The 16,773-nt window shown below is 65.3% G+C and carries 11 protein-coding genes; 5 read left to right on the top strand and 6 right to left on the bottom strand.

Annotation, left to right across the window (positions count from 1 at the left end; genetic code table 11):
- The first annotated feature begins 2 nt into the window (after positions 1 to 2).
- Together ABNF93_RS02665 and ABNF93_RS02660 are read left to right on the top strand one after the other, a co-directional pair.
- Positions 3 to 812, top strand: coding sequence for a class I SAM-dependent methyltransferase (locus ABNF93_RS02665; protein WP_349325873.1), 810 nt, complete (start codon positions 3 to 5; stop codon positions 810 to 812).
- Positions 809 to 3,463, top strand: a complete 2,655-nt coding sequence (locus tag ABNF93_RS02660) for a glycosyltransferase family protein (protein WP_349325872.1) — start codon at positions 809 to 811, stop codon at positions 3,461 to 3,463. The genes ABNF93_RS02665 and ABNF93_RS02660 overlap by 4 nt, the downstream gene beginning before the upstream one ends.
- Before the next feature lie 72 nt (positions 3,464 to 3,535).
- Here the strand turns inward: ABNF93_RS02660 and ABNF93_RS02655 are convergent, their stop codons facing one another.
- Positions 3,536 to 4,501: an NAD(P)-dependent oxidoreductase gene (locus ABNF93_RS02655; RefSeq protein ID WP_349325975.1), complete on the bottom strand. Its 966-nt coding sequence runs from the start codon at positions 4,499 to 4,501 to the stop codon at positions 3,536 to 3,538.
- Between the two features lie 164 nt (positions 4,502 to 4,665).
- Positions 4,666 to 5,454, bottom strand: coding sequence for an isocitrate lyase/PEP mutase family protein (locus ABNF93_RS02650; RefSeq protein ID WP_349325871.1), 789 nt, complete (start codon positions 5,452 to 5,454; stop codon positions 4,666 to 4,668).
- A gap of 177 nt (positions 5,455 to 5,631) precedes the next feature.
- Here ABNF93_RS02650 and ABNF93_RS02645 point away from each other — a divergent pair, with 177 nt between their 5' ends.
- The 3 genes from ABNF93_RS02645 (at position 5,632) to ABNF93_RS02635 (ending at position 10,313) form a co-directional block, all read left to right on the top strand.
- The gene (locus ABNF93_RS02645; RefSeq protein WP_349325870.1) at positions 5,632 to 6,414 is read left to right on the top strand and encodes a class I SAM-dependent methyltransferase; all 783 of its coding nucleotides are present in this window, start codon (positions 5,632 to 5,634) and stop codon (positions 6,412 to 6,414) included.
- A gap of 271 nt (positions 6,415 to 6,685) precedes the next feature.
- Positions 6,686 to 7,939, top strand: a complete 1,254-nt coding sequence (locus ABNF93_RS02640; protein ID WP_349325869.1) for a glycosyltransferase family 61 protein — start codon at positions 6,686 to 6,688, stop codon at positions 7,937 to 7,939.
- A gap of 70 nt (positions 7,940 to 8,009) precedes the next feature.
- The gene (locus ABNF93_RS02635; protein WP_349325868.1) at positions 8,010 to 10,313 is read left to right on the top strand and encodes an asparagine synthetase B family protein; all 2,304 of its coding nucleotides are present in this window, start codon (positions 8,010 to 8,012) and stop codon (positions 10,311 to 10,313) included.
- 134 nt (positions 10,314 to 10,447) lie between these two features.
- Here the strand turns inward: ABNF93_RS02635 and ABNF93_RS02630 are convergent, their stop codons facing one another.
- From ABNF93_RS02630 to ABNF93_RS02615, 4 genes are all read right to left on the bottom strand, one after another.
- A complete protein-coding gene (locus tag ABNF93_RS02630) occupies positions 10,448 to 11,131 on the bottom strand; it encodes a class I SAM-dependent methyltransferase (protein WP_349325867.1) in 684 nt (227 codons plus the stop codon).
- Positions 11,132 to 11,204: 73 nt separating this feature from the next.
- A complete protein-coding gene (locus tag ABNF93_RS02625) occupies positions 11,205 to 14,453 on the bottom strand; it encodes a glycosyltransferase (protein WP_349325866.1) in 3,249 nt (1,082 codons plus the stop codon).
- A 3-nt stretch (positions 14,454 to 14,456) separates the two neighbouring features.
- Positions 14,457 to 15,035, bottom strand: coding sequence for a hypothetical protein (locus ABNF93_RS02620; RefSeq protein WP_349325865.1), 579 nt, complete (start codon positions 15,033 to 15,035; stop codon positions 14,457 to 14,459).
- Positions 15,029 to 16,717 carry a rhamnosyltransferase WsaF family glycosyltransferase gene (locus ABNF93_RS02615; RefSeq protein WP_349325864.1) on the bottom strand — a complete coding sequence of 563 codons (1,689 nt, stop codon included), beginning with the start codon at positions 16,715 to 16,717 and terminating at the stop codon, positions 15,029 to 15,031. The genes ABNF93_RS02620 and ABNF93_RS02615 overlap by 7 nt, the downstream gene beginning before the upstream one ends.
- Between the last annotated feature and the right edge of the window lie 56 nt (positions 16,718 to 16,773).

Here is a 16,773-nt window from a genome sequence, read left to right as displayed (position 1 = left end):
CCATGAAGCGTCACGACTTTCTGGGCGGGCTGCACGGCATTTACCAGCCGCGTACGTACTGCGAGATCGGAGTCTATGTCGGCGGCAGTCTCGCCCTGTCGCGCGTGCCGTCGGTCGCCATCGATCCAAACTTCAGGATCATGCACGAGGTGCACTGCGATCTCCAGCTCGTCAGGGAGACCAGTGACGACTTCTTCGCCCGCGAGTCACCATTCGATCATCTACCCGGTGGCGTGGTGGATCTTGCGTTCGTCGACGGAATGCACCTGTTCGAGTTTGCCCTGCGCGACTTCATGAATCTCGAACGCCATTCGGCGTGGTCGAGTGTGGTCGTCTTCGATGACATGTTGCCCCGCAACGTGGACGAGGCGGCCCGTGACCGGCACACGAAGGACTGGACCGGTGACGTCTACAAGCTCATTCCGGTGCTCCAGCGCTATCGACCCGACCTCGAGGTCGTTCCCCTCGACACTCAACCGACCGGCCTCGTGATGGTGCTCGGCCTGGATCCGGCCAACAGAACGCTTTCCGAGCATTACGACGAGATCATCACGACGTACGCGGTCGACGACCCGCAACAGGTCCCGGAGCCGGTGCTCGACCGCAGCTGTGCCGTCTCACCTGAGCTCGTGCTGGAGGCATCGTTCTGGCCCGATCTCGTCGCGGGACGGTCCGGACAGGCGGGCTACGACCGCGCGGACCTACGCCACAGCATGGAGGAGGACCTCGCGCTCAGCGCACGAGGCACCCTCGCCGACTGGCGACCCGATGGCGTACGTCAGGACATGGCGTCCGCGGTCACGTCCGGATGAAGGTCGACAGCCGTGTGCGTTGGCTCGCCGGCCAGGCGCGTGGCGACGTCCTCGACCTCGGGTGTGGGACCGGCGAGGCCTCGATCCTGTGCGCCCGGCAGGGGATGAGGACGCTCGGAATCGACCTCGCGCCCGCCCTCGTCGACCTGGCGAACGCGGCAAGGGACGAGGAGCCGGAAGCCGTCCGTGCGCTGCTTTCGTTCGAGGTGGGCGACGGGCTGACGTCCGAAGTTCCGGACGCGGTCTTTCACAGCGTCCTGTTGGGCGATGTCATCGAGGCGCAGGCCGATCCGGACCCCTTGGCCGCGGAGGCGGTCCGGGTCCTTCGACCTGACGGCGTCCTCGTCCTCACGACGCCGCTCGGATACTCGGCGCGTGCCGATCAACGCACCGTCTTCTTCGTCTCCTCACTGGTCGATCTGCTGGGCCGCCACGTGAGCATCGAGACCGTGGACATGGTGGACGGCAGCTTCCGCGTGGTGGCGCGCCCGGGCCCGATGGCGTGGCGCGACAGAGTGCAGTTGAGCGCTGACCTGCAGCCGGCATTCGAGGCCGCGCTCCTCCAAACCCAGCAGTCCCTCGTGCATGAACGCGCGGTCGCCGACACGCGGGCGCGCCAACAGGCGTACCACACGCGTTATGCGACCTGGCGGCTCGAGTCCATGCAGCGGAGTCGTTGGTGGCGCCTGGGCAAAGTCCTCACCGACCTGGCACGGCAACCGTCACAGGCCGGCGGGCTGCCGCGTGAGGTCGCCCGTGCCCTGCGTCCGCTCCCGCGGCCACAGAAGCCGGCGAAGGAAGCGGCCGACGTGGCCCCACCGACACTGCCCGTCCTCCCGGATGGCGACGGAACCAGCAGGACTGCCGTCGCCGGCGGTCCACCCGAGGACGGGACCGACTACTTCTGCGAGGTCGACCTTCCGAACGCGGTCGAACTTCCCGCCGGCCCCGTGGCCCGCCCCGAGCTCACCGCCGCCGTGATCCTCGACGAGTTCTCCGCTCCCGCGTTCACCTACGAATGGAACCAGGTCCAACCAGGGCCGGATGACTGGCGCGAGGTCCTCGAACGCAGTGCGCCGCACCTGCTCTTCGTCGAGTCGGCATGGGCCGGCAACGGCGGGCGATGGACCGGCATGATGAGTACGCCGGGTCGCGGCTCGACCCACGCGTCGTGGGGGCCGCGGGAACCCCTGTGTGAGTTGGTTTCCTGGTGCCGTGAACACGGAATCCCCACCGTCTTCTGGAACAAGGAGGACCCACCGCACTTCTACCGGTTCCTCGAGACGGCCAGACTCTTCGACCAGGTGTTCACCGTCGACGCCGACCGCATACCGCTCTACCAGGAGATCCTCGGCCACAACCGGGTCGGCGTGCTGCCCTTCGCGGCACAACCCCGCATCCACCACCCCGTGTCCGTTCCCGGCGGTCGCCGGCACCCCGTGGCCTTTGCCGGTACGTACTACACGAACAAGCATCGGGGCCGGGTCTCCCAGATGGAGGCGGTTCTCTCACCCGCCCGCGAATACGGCCTGCACATCTTCACGAGGCGGGCGAATGACCCGAAACTGCAGTTCCCGTCGGCCTACGCCGACCAGGTGGTCGGGTCTCTGCCGTACCCGCGCATGCTCAGCGCCTACAAGGCGTACCAGGTGTTCCTCAACGTCAACTCGGTCACGGAGTCGCCGACGATGTGCGCCCGGCGGGTCTTCGAACTTTCCGCCTGTGCGACACCCGTCATCTCCGGTCCGTCCCGCGCGCTGGAGGAGACCTTCGGCGACCTCATCCGGGTGAGTGACTCGCCGGAGGACACCTCGGAAGCCCTCAAGGACCTGCTCGACGACAGTGCTCTGCGGGCCCGGCGTGGCCACCTGGCGATGCGAGAGGTCTTCGCCAGGCATACGTACGGACATCGGGTCGACACCGTGCTGGACGCGGTCGGGCTGCGGAGGGAGCCGCCGGATCGGTCGGTGTCGGTGGTGGTGTGTACGAACCGGCCCGACCAGATCTCCCACGCCCTCGGCCAGGTGGCCCGGCAGAAGTACCGGCCACTCCAGCTGGTCCTCGTCCTGCACGGTGTCGATCGGGAACCCGGAGCGGTCGAGAGGGAGGCGCGGGATGCCGGAGTCGAGAATGTCGTGGTGCTCCGTGCCGATGCCGCACGCAGCTTCGGCAGTTGCCTGAACCTTGGTATCGAGGCGGCGGACGGACGCTACATCGCCAAGATGGATGACGACGACCTCTACGGCGCCGAATACCTGGGCGATGCGATGAACGCCTTCTCGTTCACCGACGCGGCGGTGGTCGGCAAGGGGGCCCACTACGTTCAGCTCCGGGGGAGTGGGGTGACCATCCTGCGGTTCGCCCATCAGGAGCACACCGGGGTAGATCTCGTCAAGGGCGCGACCCTCGTCGTCGACGGGGATCTGCTGCGCACGTACCGTTTCGCCGACCTGCCGGCGAAAGTGGACACCGAGTTGCTACGGCGGCTCCGGGCAGACGGCACGAGCATCTACTCCGCGGACCGGTTCAACTTCGTCGCTGTGAGAAGAAGTGACCCGCGTACGCACACATGGAAGATCAGCGACGAGGAGTTGCTGCGTTCGGGCCAGGTGGCGTTCCACGGCGATCCCGCACCGCACGTCCTCATCTGACCTGCGTCAAGAGCTCCAGTTCAGGCGACTTGCGCGATCGTGTAGTGCTCGTCGTTCCGGCAGGATGACAAATTAGGCGTCCGAGGGCTGGCCGATTCGGAACTCCTTGTAGATGCACTCATATGCCTGCCGAGCCAGCGCATCCTGGGCTTCCTGCGTCATAGCACCAATGTGTGGTGTAAGAATGAGATTTCGAGCCAGTCCACTTTGGTCACGGCATCGGAGAACCGAGCCGTCTTGGGCGACATTCTTTCTCTCTACTGGATCAACAGCCAAACCGCCGATGAGCCCTTCGTCGAGTGCTGAAAGTGCCGCATGAAAGTCAACGACGTCCCAGCGTCCCAGGTTGACCAGGATCGGTTTGCGCGGCCTCATCGCGAGCAATAGGTCATCGCTGATCAACTGCCTGGTCTCGTCCGTGAGTGGCAGGGCCAGGATGTGAATGTCCGCTATTCCACATGCCCACAGTGACGCTCTACGACTAGCGCCAGGGTCATGGTGGTGCCTCACGTACTCGACCTCAGCGCCAAGGTCGCCGAAGAGATGGCCAACCGCCGTGCCAATTTCTCCAGCCCCCCAGATGGCAACAGTTCTGCCCGCCAGATTTCCGCCGAGCGACTCTTCCTTGAGCCAACGTCCGTCCGCGACTCCGGCAGACACGACGGGTATCCGGCGTAGTAAGGCGATAGTGAATGCGGCAGCCAGCTCCGCAACGGACCGAGCGGATTTGGAGGATCCCAGACGCTGAAGTACTACCTTGTGGTCGCGAATAGCTTCCAGGTCGAGGTTATCTAGCCCAGAGCCAGAGCGTACGATGAGGCGCAATGCAGGCAATCTCATAAGTGCAGCTCGATCTATCGCCAGAGTACTTCGCACTACTATGCATTGCGCACGTTGGACTTCCGCCTCATCAAAGACTGCCTCAGTTGCTGAATATCGCTCGTGAACTTCAAAGGAGCAACTGCGAAGAAGGCGCGCGAGGATAGGCGAGACGGGAGACAGTATTCCTACCGACTCTCTGCCCTCACCGTCAACCATAGTCATCGGCCACCAACCCCCATCGGCTGGGCATGGCCTGAGGTGGTCAGTATCCACCTGTGCCCGGGTTCTGCTCTAGTAGCAGATATGTTCACGCCCGCAATGCAACACCGATCCTCGCCGCTCACGCTGCGTGCACCTCCGCGGGTTGGGCGATGGAACGACTACCTGGAGACCAGTTGGTGCAGATCCTCAATCGACCCTCCGTTGCGCAACGCCTCGGAAAGTCGTCCCTCGCTCAGGGTCTCCTGGAGGGCCAGGTCAATGGCTCTGTAGGCCGTACGAAGCGCTACGTTCGCGACGACACAGATGCCGAAACCAGCCGATGCAAATTCTGCAAAGTGGACGTCCGGCGCAGCCGTCGGGATCACGATGAGTTTGTGTGCAAACGGCGACCTACGGGCGACGCGCAGCACCGCCTCTGGGTCCTTGCGAAAGTGAACGACTACTCCGTCTGCGCCCGCGTCCAGATAGCGTTCCACCCGCCTGTACGCTTCATCCTCTGACAAACCCTCGATGAGAGCTTCGGTGCGTGCATATACTTTCCCGCCCACTACCGAGGCGCACTTGGCCCATCGAGATAGCGTCTCCTCGAACACGGCTACATCGGTAAGGCCGCGGTGCGTACTCAAGAAGCTGTTCTGCTGCGGCCCCAGCGCATCCTGAATGCAGACCCCTCGTGCGCCGGAGCTGTAGAGTTTCTCCGCGCAGCGGTCTATGTGGTCGCCCTGCAGTCCATATCCATTCTCGATGTCGACACACACTGGCGTCGCAGTGATACTGGTAATCTCCGAGGCAAGTTGAGCCATGCGATCGGCGCCAATTCGACCATCGTCGGGGACTCCCAACATCCCGACCGCTGCGCTGAGACTGCCTAGCCAAAGCCCGTCGTAGCCCATCCGCTCCGACAGGAGGGCTGACAAGCCGTCGTAAACACCGGACCAGACTTCCACGATAGCTACTCCGAAACCTGGGGTTGAATGCTTGACCATTGGAGGTCGTAGACTACACACCGTACGGCCCCGTGTGCGAACTGTAAAGTTCGGTGTGTCCGAAGGGGAAGCTGAACGAGCGCCGCCGGATGCTGGATGGCGGGCCACTCCCTAGCGTCGGAGGCGATGTAGATGGTCATGAACCGTCGACACGAGGACGGCAGTGCTGGCGACACGAACTACGGACGGATCGGTGTCGCCTATTCGACCTACCGGCAACCGGATCCGCGGTTTGCGGCCGCGATTGTCGAGGCGATCGGGGGCGCCCGGACAGTCCTCAACGTTGGCGCGGGCGCCGGTTCCTACGAGCCGACCGATCGCGACGTGACGTCGGTCGAGCCGTCCGCGTCCATGCGGGCACAGCGTCCGTCCCACCTGCCACCGGCCATCGACGCGATGGCTGAGGATCTTCCGTTCCCGGACAAGGCGTTCGATGCGGCGATGACGACGTTCAGCATCCATCAGTGGAGCGACGTTGCGGCGGGTCTGAGCGAGATGCGGCGCGTGGCGCGCGGGCCGATTGTCATCATGACCGAAGACCCCGATCTCCTCGACCGCTTCTGGCTGGCTTGCTACGCACCCCAGGTCATCACCTCGTCAGCGCGCCGCTATCCGTCGATTGCCTCGATTGCCGAAGTTCTCGGAGAGGTGGAGGTCGCCAACATCCCGATACCGCTGGAGTGTGTCGACGGGTTCAATGAGGCCTACTACGGCCGGCCCGAGATGTTGCTCGACCCGCTTGCCCGCACCTCCTGCTCGGCGTGGAGCTTTGTTGACGAGCCGACTGCGGCCAGCTATGTAGAGCGTCTCGCGTCCGACCTTGCCGACGGGACCTGGGATCGGAAGTACGGGCACCTGCGCATCCAGCCAGCGTTCGACGGCTCGCTGGTCCTGATCGTGAGTCGCGGAGAGCCGATGTGACGTCGCAACGGGCGAAGTCGTCGAACGTGTCGCCAGGAATGGACTGCCGTTCTGCGCCGGAGTAATTGGCAAATACTCATGACGGATCCGCTGCCGGATATAGGTAACGGCACGTAAGATTCCGCATACCTAACGTAGTCGGCCCTTGCTTGGCTCGCGGTCAGGGTTCGGTGTTTCGCCACCAGACCTTCGGCTGTGGCGCGCGCTGGACTCCTAGTCACGCCAGGCGGGGCGGCGTACGTGCTGACGTCCTTGGGGTGAGGTGACAGCGTTGCGGCAGGCTCCTGCTCGGGCCTACCAGGCTCAGGTCGACGCGGGGCCAGTTCCCATCGGCCGAGGCGGGCTGAGTGCAGATCATTTCCAGGGTGAGGCAGTTCGTTACCGGGTCGACGGCATCCGCGAAGTGCCGTCACCGGTCCCGAGCGACGTTGTCCGTGTGCTCGACGACGGCCCGATTGACCGGTGCGGCGCGCACCGGTTGAGTGTCCCGGACTTGTGGGAGGACGAGGCGCCACGCCTGCCGTCGCTGTGGTGTCTCGAAGACGCGCATGTCTTCGGCGGCAGCATCCGGGAGCTTGCCTGGGGACGTCACCAGAGCGGCCAACTGCTCTTGACTTCCAGCGGCGGAATTCTGCCGTGCTCCCGCGGGGTTCTCGATGGTCACTGGACCCTCTCCGCTGACCTGCTCTGCGCCGAGGGATCAGGCTGGATCGTCAATGCGCCACCCTCGAGCAGGTGCCTCGACGGTACCTACGTCCTGCTCGGCAGTGTGCACACCCACTTTGGTCACAGCATCCTGGAAGGTCTCACCCGCGCGTGGGTATTGCCCTATCTATCCGCAGAACTGCGAGCCTCTGTGCGGTTCCTGACCTACGAGCCGCGGATCGATGCCTATGCACGAGAGTTCCTTGTCCGGGCTGGCGTGCCGTCCGAGCACATCGTTCACGCGTCCGCGTGGGACGTGGTCGAACGGCTGATCGTGCCCGGAGTTGCGATGCGCAGTCACCGCTGGATCACTTCTGCGCAGTCCGAGGTGTGGAGCCGCGTTGCCCTGAATTCCGGGACGCCGGAGCGTCGGGTGTTCCTTTCCCGGTCCGGTGTGAAGAACCGCCCTGTGTCCAATGAGCAGCAGCTCGAGCAGGCGTTTCGGTGTGCTGGCTGGGAAGTCGTCCGGCCGGACCGTTTGGCCATCGAGGAGCAGTTGAAGCTGGCCGCGGGGGCCAGGTCGCTGGCCGGATGTGTGGGTAGCCAGATGTACCTCGCGTGCTTCCAGCCGCCAGGTGGTTCGAACATCGTTCTTGCGCCCCGCAACTTCTTCCTCCGCGATGACACGCTGATCGCCTCCGCACTCGGGCATGACCTGCGGATCGTGTTTGGCGGGACGATCGACTTCCGCCTCCCCAAGGCCGAGCGAGTGTGGAGTATCGATGCGGAACCGGTCGAGGAGCTTCTGCGGTCGCATCAGGTGCAGGGACCGCTGGTGGCCGGTGACCAGGTGCTCAGTGCCCAGGCCGATGACAGATGAAGTGAGACCGCAGAAACTCCGAAGTGCAGGATCACGCGGGGGATGCTCCACTCAGCTCTGAAGGAATCCGATGAACAAGTACCTGGTCGTCCGGATGAAGTCGGACTGGGCGCGGCGCCACATTCTGCAGCGCATGCTCAGCCGAGCCGAAGGTCTCATCCCCTTCGAGCCAGACCGCATCCACTACTACCGCTTCGGTGACGTGCTGGTGTTCTCAGCCGAAAGCACCGAGGTAGGTGGCTACGTAGGCAAGGATCACGTGGACGTCGACGGCAACGGAGTCCTGCTGTACGACGGCACACCACTCATGCCGGCGCCTGCGCGCTCCGGACGATGGGCCGCCGCGCTCCGCACCCACCTGTCGAGCATGAAAACTGAGGAAGTGTTCCGTCGAGTTCGGGGAACATACAATCTCACCTACGTCGACGGGGAAAGCTTCACCGCCTTCAGCGACTACGCCGGATACACGCCTCTCTTCTTCCTCGACGACGATGACGTCTGCGCCGTGTCGAATCGGCAGCTCTTGCTTGCACGCGTCGCCAGGTGCCAGGACAATATTGCGTTCAACTACGCGGCGCTTTCGTGGCTCCCGGGGCAGGCGAACATCATCGGTGCCGACACGGTTTTCGCGGGAGTCAAGCTCCTCCAGCCGGGGACCTATTTGCAGTCGACTGCGGAGGTCACCCGCACGGTTGAGCTTCCAAAGGTCTGGGACGGCGTGCGTGCGCCGGTGACGCCGGCCGATTACGACGAGATCACCGAAGGCTTGCTCGAGCACACTCGTTCGATGTCTGCACTGCCCTTCCAGAAGCTCACCATGTCTCTGACCGGTGGGAAGGACACTCGTCTTGTCCTGGGCCTGGCCATCGGTTCAGGCCTCATCGACCGTGTGGATGACACCTTTACCTATGGGCGGGAGGGCTCGCCGGAGGTCGAGGTCGCCCAACACGTCGCGGCGGTGGCCGGCGTACCACATAGAGCACAGGTGACCAACCCTGAGCAATTCGACCTGGAGAAGGCGTGGTGGCGGTTGCGGTATCACGTCTTCCGGTTCGAGGGCTCGGTCTGCCCATGGGACGGCGGCGGCGACCCAGCGACCACCAGCATTCTCGAGTTGCACGGCTGGGGCGCAGCAGCGCTGACCCGGGCGGTGCGGTCGCACAACGGCATCCAACTAACGAATCTTTCCGAAGCGGTCACGCTCTTCGCCAACTATCAACAGCGGACGGATCCTCTCGACGTACAGCACATCGACGTAACCATGGCACAGCAAGAGGCCATGCGATCCACCGTCGAATCTTGGTATCGGGAAGGTCGAGACCTCGATGACCTGATTGATGTCCTCCATATGCGAAACCGCATGCCATATTGGTGCGGAATCCTGGCGGCGAACACATATGCCATGTCCCGGTTGTTTCCACTGATCCACTTCGATACTGCCAAAGCTGCATTCCGCGGAGGGTCGGACCAGCGGAAGACGTGCAGAATACATTTCGAGGTCCTCCGGCGGGTGAATCCAAAGCTGGTGGAACTGCCATTCCTTTCCACTCGGTGGGACCCTCGTCTCGACCCCCACCTCGAGGCGGCAGGGCTCAAGGCCGCGTCTGCGTTCAAGCCTCGTAACGAGGTCAGGAGCCAGAACATGGTGACCTGGCAGTGGGATTTTCTCGACCAGGGCTGGGACGAGATCCGAGCCGTCCTGCTGGACTCGCCGCAGTCTGGACTCTTCGACATCGTCGACCGTGACCGGCTCGAGAAGGTCATGAACGATCGCGCCGCGGTTGTGCGAGTCACCCACGCCAAGGAGATCCTCAGCCTGCTGGCGATGCAGATCTTGATGACTGGACAGTTCATTGCACTTCGTGAAGGCGCTGATGTCCAGCCTGCGTACCTCACCAACATCACCGATCTAGTTTGCGATAGTGAAGGGATCCGGCTCCGTCGGACATCGCCAGAGGAATGCGACCTGCCTACCATCACCTTCGAAATCCCGGCTGCCGGTCTTTTGCGGCTGCGTATCGATCCGACCGACAGATCTGGGACGTTCGTCCTGGGCCGCGTGTGGCTCACCCTGAATGATCGGACGATCATCGTCAGCGGGGATGGCCGCTTTGGACTCACGCCGAGCCGGCAGGTGGCACATCGGCGCAGTGCTCCGCGGGCAACCGTGTATGAGGCCCTCGGCACCGATCCTCAGTTCGTGCTGCAACTCCCAGCGGAAGGGCTTGATATCAACGGCGTCGACACAGTGAGACTGCATGTCGAGACCGCGAGCGTGCGTGGTGGCCGGGCCGTGGCGTACTTCGACTCCGGCCATGGAATGTCCGAGCGGTGGAAGGTCACCACAGCAACGCCATACCTCCGCCCGGCGTGAGACCCGCTGAGCCAAGGCGTCAGGAGTCGCCGACAGGTCCGCACTCGGACGGACGCCACGATCGCCCGGTGGCTCGACGAGCGCGACACCCAGGTACGCAAGCTGCAGGCGAAGGTGCAGGAATTGCGGAATGCTCAGACTGGCCTGCAGTTGTAGGCGGACACATTCGAGTGCGCCGTGTTCGCGCCGGTCTGAAAGGCCCGCTTGCCGAGGTGGCGACCCTTCTCGAAGACCAGAAGACTGTCGTAGAAGTGCATGGAGAGCGTCGACCGGCCGAAATCCGTGACCGGGGGAGCGCCACGTTGACCGGCGTACAACTGGTCGATCAGTGTCTTGGCCTTCTCGACGAAGCTGTCCGGCGATCCGAGCCCGCCGCCGAACGCCGGCAGATAGGCGGTGTGCAGGTCCTCGACCAGATAGATGCCGTCAACGGGCACGGTGGGATAGAGATGGTTGAACGTCGCGGCGATCTGGCTCATGTGGTGGCCGCCGTCGTCGAGGACGATGTCGAACGGCCCGAACTCGGTGAGCAGCCGGCTGAGGAACTCGGGATCCTCCTGATCGCCGATGCGGATGGCGATCTGGTCCGACTCGTACTCCTTGCAGGCCGGCCGGCAGTCGATGCCGACGATCTGAGCGAACGGGCCGAGAAAGCGCCGCCACATCTGCGACGAGCCGCCACTACCGACACCGATCTCGAGCATTGCCACTGACCGGTTGCGAAACCGCTCCAGGTGGCGCTCATAGGCCGGGAAGTAGTGCGTCCACTTATGAATGCTTCGCTGATCGTTGGTCAGGAAGTCGGCCCAGAGGCTCATGGTTTCTCCTGGTCGGGACGCTCAGATGTGGGACCTGCGTAGGCGCCGAATGCCGATTGCCCGGTGCGACCGTTCAAGCCGGACCGCCCGATCCTGGCGCCACGCCAATGGAGCCGAGGACGGCATCGCACCACGCGTCGACGCCGGCGTCGGTCAGCATCCGATGGGCGATCACCCAGTCGCGCGCCCTTCCGGCCTGCACCTGGGCGGCGATCGGGTTCTGGAGAACCGAGACGAGTGCACTCGCGAACGACGCGCAGTCGTTGCTGGCCAGGCGGGCAAGGTGCCCGGCGTTGCCGTACGGACCGACGTGAGAGGCGACGGTCGGCAGGCCGAGCATGGCGTACTCGAGCAGTTTCAGGTCGCTCTTGGCGCCACTACGCGAACTCTCCACGAGGGGGGCGACCGCGGCCGACCACCGGTGAGCGTGCGTACGCAGCCATGGAACGAACCTGGGATAGCTGGCGCCACCCGGTGGAATGGGGAACCGCCGGAACCACGACTCGTCCTGCGCCGGCTCGGTGATCCCGACAACCTCGAGGACGACGTTCTGGCGAAGAACGCCTGCGACGGCGGGCACGGCCTCACGCAGCAACCGCAGGTCCTCGCCGTGCGTTTTCGAGCCCATGTAGAGGATCCGCACCTCGTCCGTCGCGGGCGGCGGCAGGGCAGTGACCTCGCTCCGCCACAGCCGCGGATCAAGACAGTTGGGTACGACGACCACCCGGTCGGTCAACTCCCACAGGGATGTCGCGAGCGAGTCGGTACTCGTGACCACGACGTCGGCTGCGGTCAGGAGCCGGACAACGCCGTCCAGTCGTTCGCTGTCGTAGCCCTCCCGCATCAGGTGCGCCCGCGCCGTGCGGCTGGACAAGTCGTCGTCGATCTCGACCGCCAGCCGGATCCCCGACTTCTCGATGGTCTCCAAGAACGGCTCGACAAGCTCCGGCGACAGCGCGTCCCTTTGGACCAGACAGACGTGGTACGGCGTCGCGTCCGCTCCGTTGATCAGGTCCGAGGGATCCACCATCCGCCACATGGCACGCTGCCGGGACCGTTGGTGGGCGATCCGCGGCAGGATCCGCACGTGGGTCGACGCTGCATGGGCGTCGGGGCGGCCACGTACGATATAAGCCGCTGACGGCACCGGCCCACCCCGGGTCACCTCTTCGTACAGCTGGCGATAGTCGTCGGCCATAGTCCGCCGGCTCCGGATGCTCTCCCGTGGCACTGGTCGCAGTGTGCTTGCCACCTTCGCCGGACTGCCGGCGAGGCTGGTGATGATCCGCGCCGCATCGTCGAGGTGGTCCAGGGGCAGGAGAACCCCACCGCCGTGGCGGCGTACGCGATCGGCAACCGCTCCCACATCGGTGGCGACCACCGGGATACCAAGACCCCACGCTTCCGACAAGGTGTGTGAGTACGTCTCGGACCAGATCGAGAAGAGCCCGACGAGATCGGGATCGATCGCCTCGGCACGCGGGCGTAGACCCTCGCGGCCGTACTCTCCATGAGCGATCCCGACATCACCAAGGAACTCACTGCGTTGCCCTATGATGTGCCATTCGACGACGGGACCTACGCGTCGGGCGAGCTCCCGTAGGTACTCGATCCCTTTGTGGGCGGCCCAGTTTGCCGGCGCCATGATCCGTAACGGACCGGGCAGTCGCTCATCCGACTCTCGGACGGGAGCCCATTCAGGGCCGAGATCGCGGCCATGCTCGATCACGCGCAGATTGCCCTTGAACTTCTCGCCGAACACGGTGGAATAGACCGTCGCTGCGCTTTCTGTCGTCGCGACAACGGCGTCGGCAGACATCAGCACATCGGTCGCGCGGCGCCGCCATTCGTTCACCCACTGATGTTTGAGCGGCGGCACGCCCATGACGAATCCCGTGGGTAGCCGGCATGCTCCGTCGCCCGGCGTGCAGCTGCCACCGCAGTAGCGGTCCTGCTCGTCGAGCAGATGCACCGTCGGGCACACGTAGTAGAAGTCGTGCGTCGACAGGACGAGGGGAACTCCGAGCAGGCGTGCCACCCGCGGCAGTGTGGTCAGTGGCTGTTTGATGAGGTGCCGGACGTGAATGGTCTCGAACCCGAGACCGATGAGGACGTCGACCAGAAATGTCGCGTAGTCGAGTCGCCATGAGTCGACGACCGAGAATGGTGCGTCCGGGCGCCAGGTGAGGACACGGTGGGTGGCCCCGTTCTCCCACCGCGACAGGTCGACGGTCCCGCCACTGCTCTCCAGCAGGTACGAATCCTGGAAGGGTTCCAGCTCGGTGAGCAGGTCTCGGTTGGTCGCGGGTGTACCGCCGCCACCCCGGTGCAGGACGTAGAGCCGGCGCGGTCGTACCTCGGTCCGGGCAGCGATCGTGCGGCGAACGTCCGCGGCTTCGCGCCGCATGGCGGTCATCTCCGGGCCGGCCATCCACCCGCGCACCTCATCGGTGTACGTGGGATGACGACGGTCGATGACGGCGCGGCCGGCACGGACCAGATCGTCGCGGGCGCTGCCGAACGACTGGGCCCTGGCATGCCGGACGAGCACGTGCGGAGCGATCAGGTTCGTGAGGCCGGCTTCCCTTGCCCGCATGCACCAGTCGTTCTCCTCGCCGTAGCCGCGTGGAAATGCGGTGGCGTCGAACGGCCCGACCGTGTCGATCGCCGCACGGCGTACGTACATGCAGAAGCCGTTGCCGGTCGGCACCTCGATCGACCAGGGGTGCAGGTTCCAGGTCGCGAAGCGGGCGACCTCCTCCCAGGGCAGGTGATCCCCCCAGGCGTTCGGCCTGCCGGGTACCGGCACCGCCATCGCGCCTGCGTTGTCCGAAACGGCGGTGACCGTCGCCACGTAGTCCTTGGCATACGCGACCCATCGCAGGCGTTGCAGCCAGCAGGGTCCGACCTCGGTGTCGCTGTTGAGCAGCACGACGTCGGCCGGTGTCGACAGCTGGAACGCATGGTTGGCCGTCCTGGTGTACCCCTGGTTGTCGTCGTGACGCACCAGCTCGAGCGCACCGGACGATGCGTAGTGAGCAAGGACCTTCAGGACCTCGGGATCGGTGCTGGCGTCGTCGATCACGACCAGCCTGGCGTTCCGGGTGTGCCTGACGAGCGCGGCCAGGCAGCGTTCAACGGCCGGCCCGCCGTTGTGGACCGGAACCACGACGGTGGTCTCCGGTGCCGAATGGAGTCGGGAGAGCAGTCCCTCGATGTCCACGCCAGGAAGGTGTTCTCCTGACCGGACCTCCGCGGCGCGTGCGGTGTGCTGGCCGGCAGCTGTGGTTCCGGGTCCGGTCGTGAGCGGCTGTGTCACCATCGTTCAGCTTCCCGGAGACCGGCCACTCGGCCCGCGGACCCGCTTGACCGCGGCGGCGAGTCGCAGAGCGAGCCGGACGCCGCGCCGCTGCCGGAGGCTCCGATAGCGACGTACCGCTGCCGCCAACTGCTGTTGATGTTCGCGGCTGCTCTGCTGGACCTCCGAGCGCAGCTGCGCCAGCCTGGTCTCGCGTTCGTCCAGATCCGTGAGCAGTTGGGTGATCCTCAGGGCCCGTTCGGCAGCGGACTCGCGGTATCCCTCGTAGAGGTCGACGGCGTGGTCGAGGCTGTGGCGAAGGCTGGCAAGCTCGGCCGCGACCGGATCGGTCGGGGTGGCCGTGCCCGACCGACCGGGCGTCGAGTCACCGTTCACGTCGGTGAGCTCGCCGCTCGTCGCCGGCACGTCCGGTGGCGCATCCCGTGCCGCGTCCTGTGCCGCATCCCGTGTCGCATCCCGTGCCCCGTCCCGTGCCCCGTCCCGGGTCACCTCCGGTGTCACGTCCGACGCCAGGTCCGATGTCACGTCTGAGTCGTTGGCCGCCGTCAAGCCGTTGACCGCGGTCGCGACGTTGCCATTCACCATGAGCGCTTTCCAAGGATGCTGTGGAGTGCCTCCTCCAACGGCCGTCCCAGATCGATGTCCGCCGACGCGGGCGTGTGCGCGGCGAGCGTCCGGCTCCGGCGGACCGTCTCGTCCAGCGCCGTGGCGATACCGGACGGCGTGGCCGCGCCGAGGTACAACCCGTCGACCCACTCCGTACGGAAGGACTCGAACGTGTTGGAGACCGTCGGAATCCCCGCCATCGGCAGTTCGAGCGCGAACCGTCCGGGCTGCGGGCTGTGCATGAGGCCAAGCCCGATGTCGACCCGTGACAGCAGGTCGTAGTAGGTGTCGGGCGAGAGGTGACCGAGCGGTTCGACGACATGGCCGCCACCGAGGTCCACCGGGGTGTGCGGTTCACCCGCGGAATAGATGACGGGCTGGACGCTGGAGTCCTCGAGAGTTCCGACCCAGCGCTGCAGTGCGGCAATTCCCAGCGAGAACATCGTGCGCGCCTGGCTCGGCCGGCTCTCGAAGAGGACTCGCACTTCGTTGCCCTGGCCCGGCTTCCACGCCCGCGCCGCATCCTGGAGTCGGGGCGTGTCGAGGGTGGGGCCGAAGATGTGGTCCGCGTCGATCGGCGTACCTGTCTGCTTGGTCAGCGCCTCGGCGAGCGGACGGGTGTTCACCAGGGAGTGGAAACCCTGCCGGTGCGTCTCCACGGCGAGCGCGTGGTCGCTGCCCCAGCCCAGGAGACCGGGTTCGTAGTCCTGGATCAGGTAGATGACCTGCTCCGGTGACACGGTTTCGTTGTGGCACGCGGCCGACAACGCATGCGCGGTTCGCCAGCTCGTCACGATCCAGGCGTCGGTGGGATCAAAGGGCTCCTCCGCGACCGCGTCGCCGGGCGTCACGGAGACATCGCCGGCCTGGAACTTCGATGCGGTGTTCTCCGTCACCCACGTACGAAGGTGTCCGGTCACCTCGTCGCGCGGCCGCGCGAGTGTGAGCGCGACGACGCGCAGCGGACGCTGCAGCTTCTCCGCTGCGGCCAGACCGGTCGCGAGGGCGGTCCCGAGGTCGTCGAAACGATGCGGATCGAGCTCGTCCACGACCAGCACCACGGACGCCCGACCAGGCTGCAACACCACGGTCCGGAACGTGTGCTCGCCAGGAACGAGGGTGTCCAGTGTGAGCGCGCCGCCACTCGCGTGTGCACCCGCGCCGGAGCGAGCGGGCCGGTCGAGGAACGAACGCAGCTCCGCCGGCCGCCCGAGAAGCGCGTTCACCGAGTCTGAGAGCGCTCTCACCTGGGTGGTCGCCGCGTCGCCCTGCTCCTGTATCCGGTCCAGGCGGGAGATCACCGTCGACGCCTGCTCCTGCCAGGTGGTCGGGCGACCCGCGATCTGCAACTGGTCCTGGCGAACGCGTCGAAGGTCGCTGCGGATCTCGCTCACCGTCTCGTCCACCGCGGTCGCGCTGGAACCGTCTGGGTTCCTGCGTTCGGCGGCGGCTTTGCGTTCGGCGGCGGCCTTGCGTTCCATCCTGGCCAGGCGGGCCATCACCGAACGGTTCTGGCGCCATCCCTGGACGAGGACGAGGCCGAGGGTGCAGCTACCGGCGACCGCGAGGATGGCGGTCCTCTCGAATATTCCGGTCACAATGACAGCGACGGCCGAGGCCGCGATGAACAGCGCAGGTATAACTCGTGTACCGGTCGGCATTTTGGGCTCCCCCCACGGGACAGGATGATGTGACCGTTCCCGCGGGTGCGGATTGG

The sequence above is a fragment of the Actinopolymorpha sp. B9G3 genome (genome assembly GCF_040120725.1).
Taxonomy (GTDB): domain Bacteria; phylum Actinomycetota; class Actinomycetes; order Propionibacteriales; family Actinopolymorphaceae; genus Thermasporomyces.
This window is presented reverse-complemented; position numbering and strand designations above follow the sequence as displayed.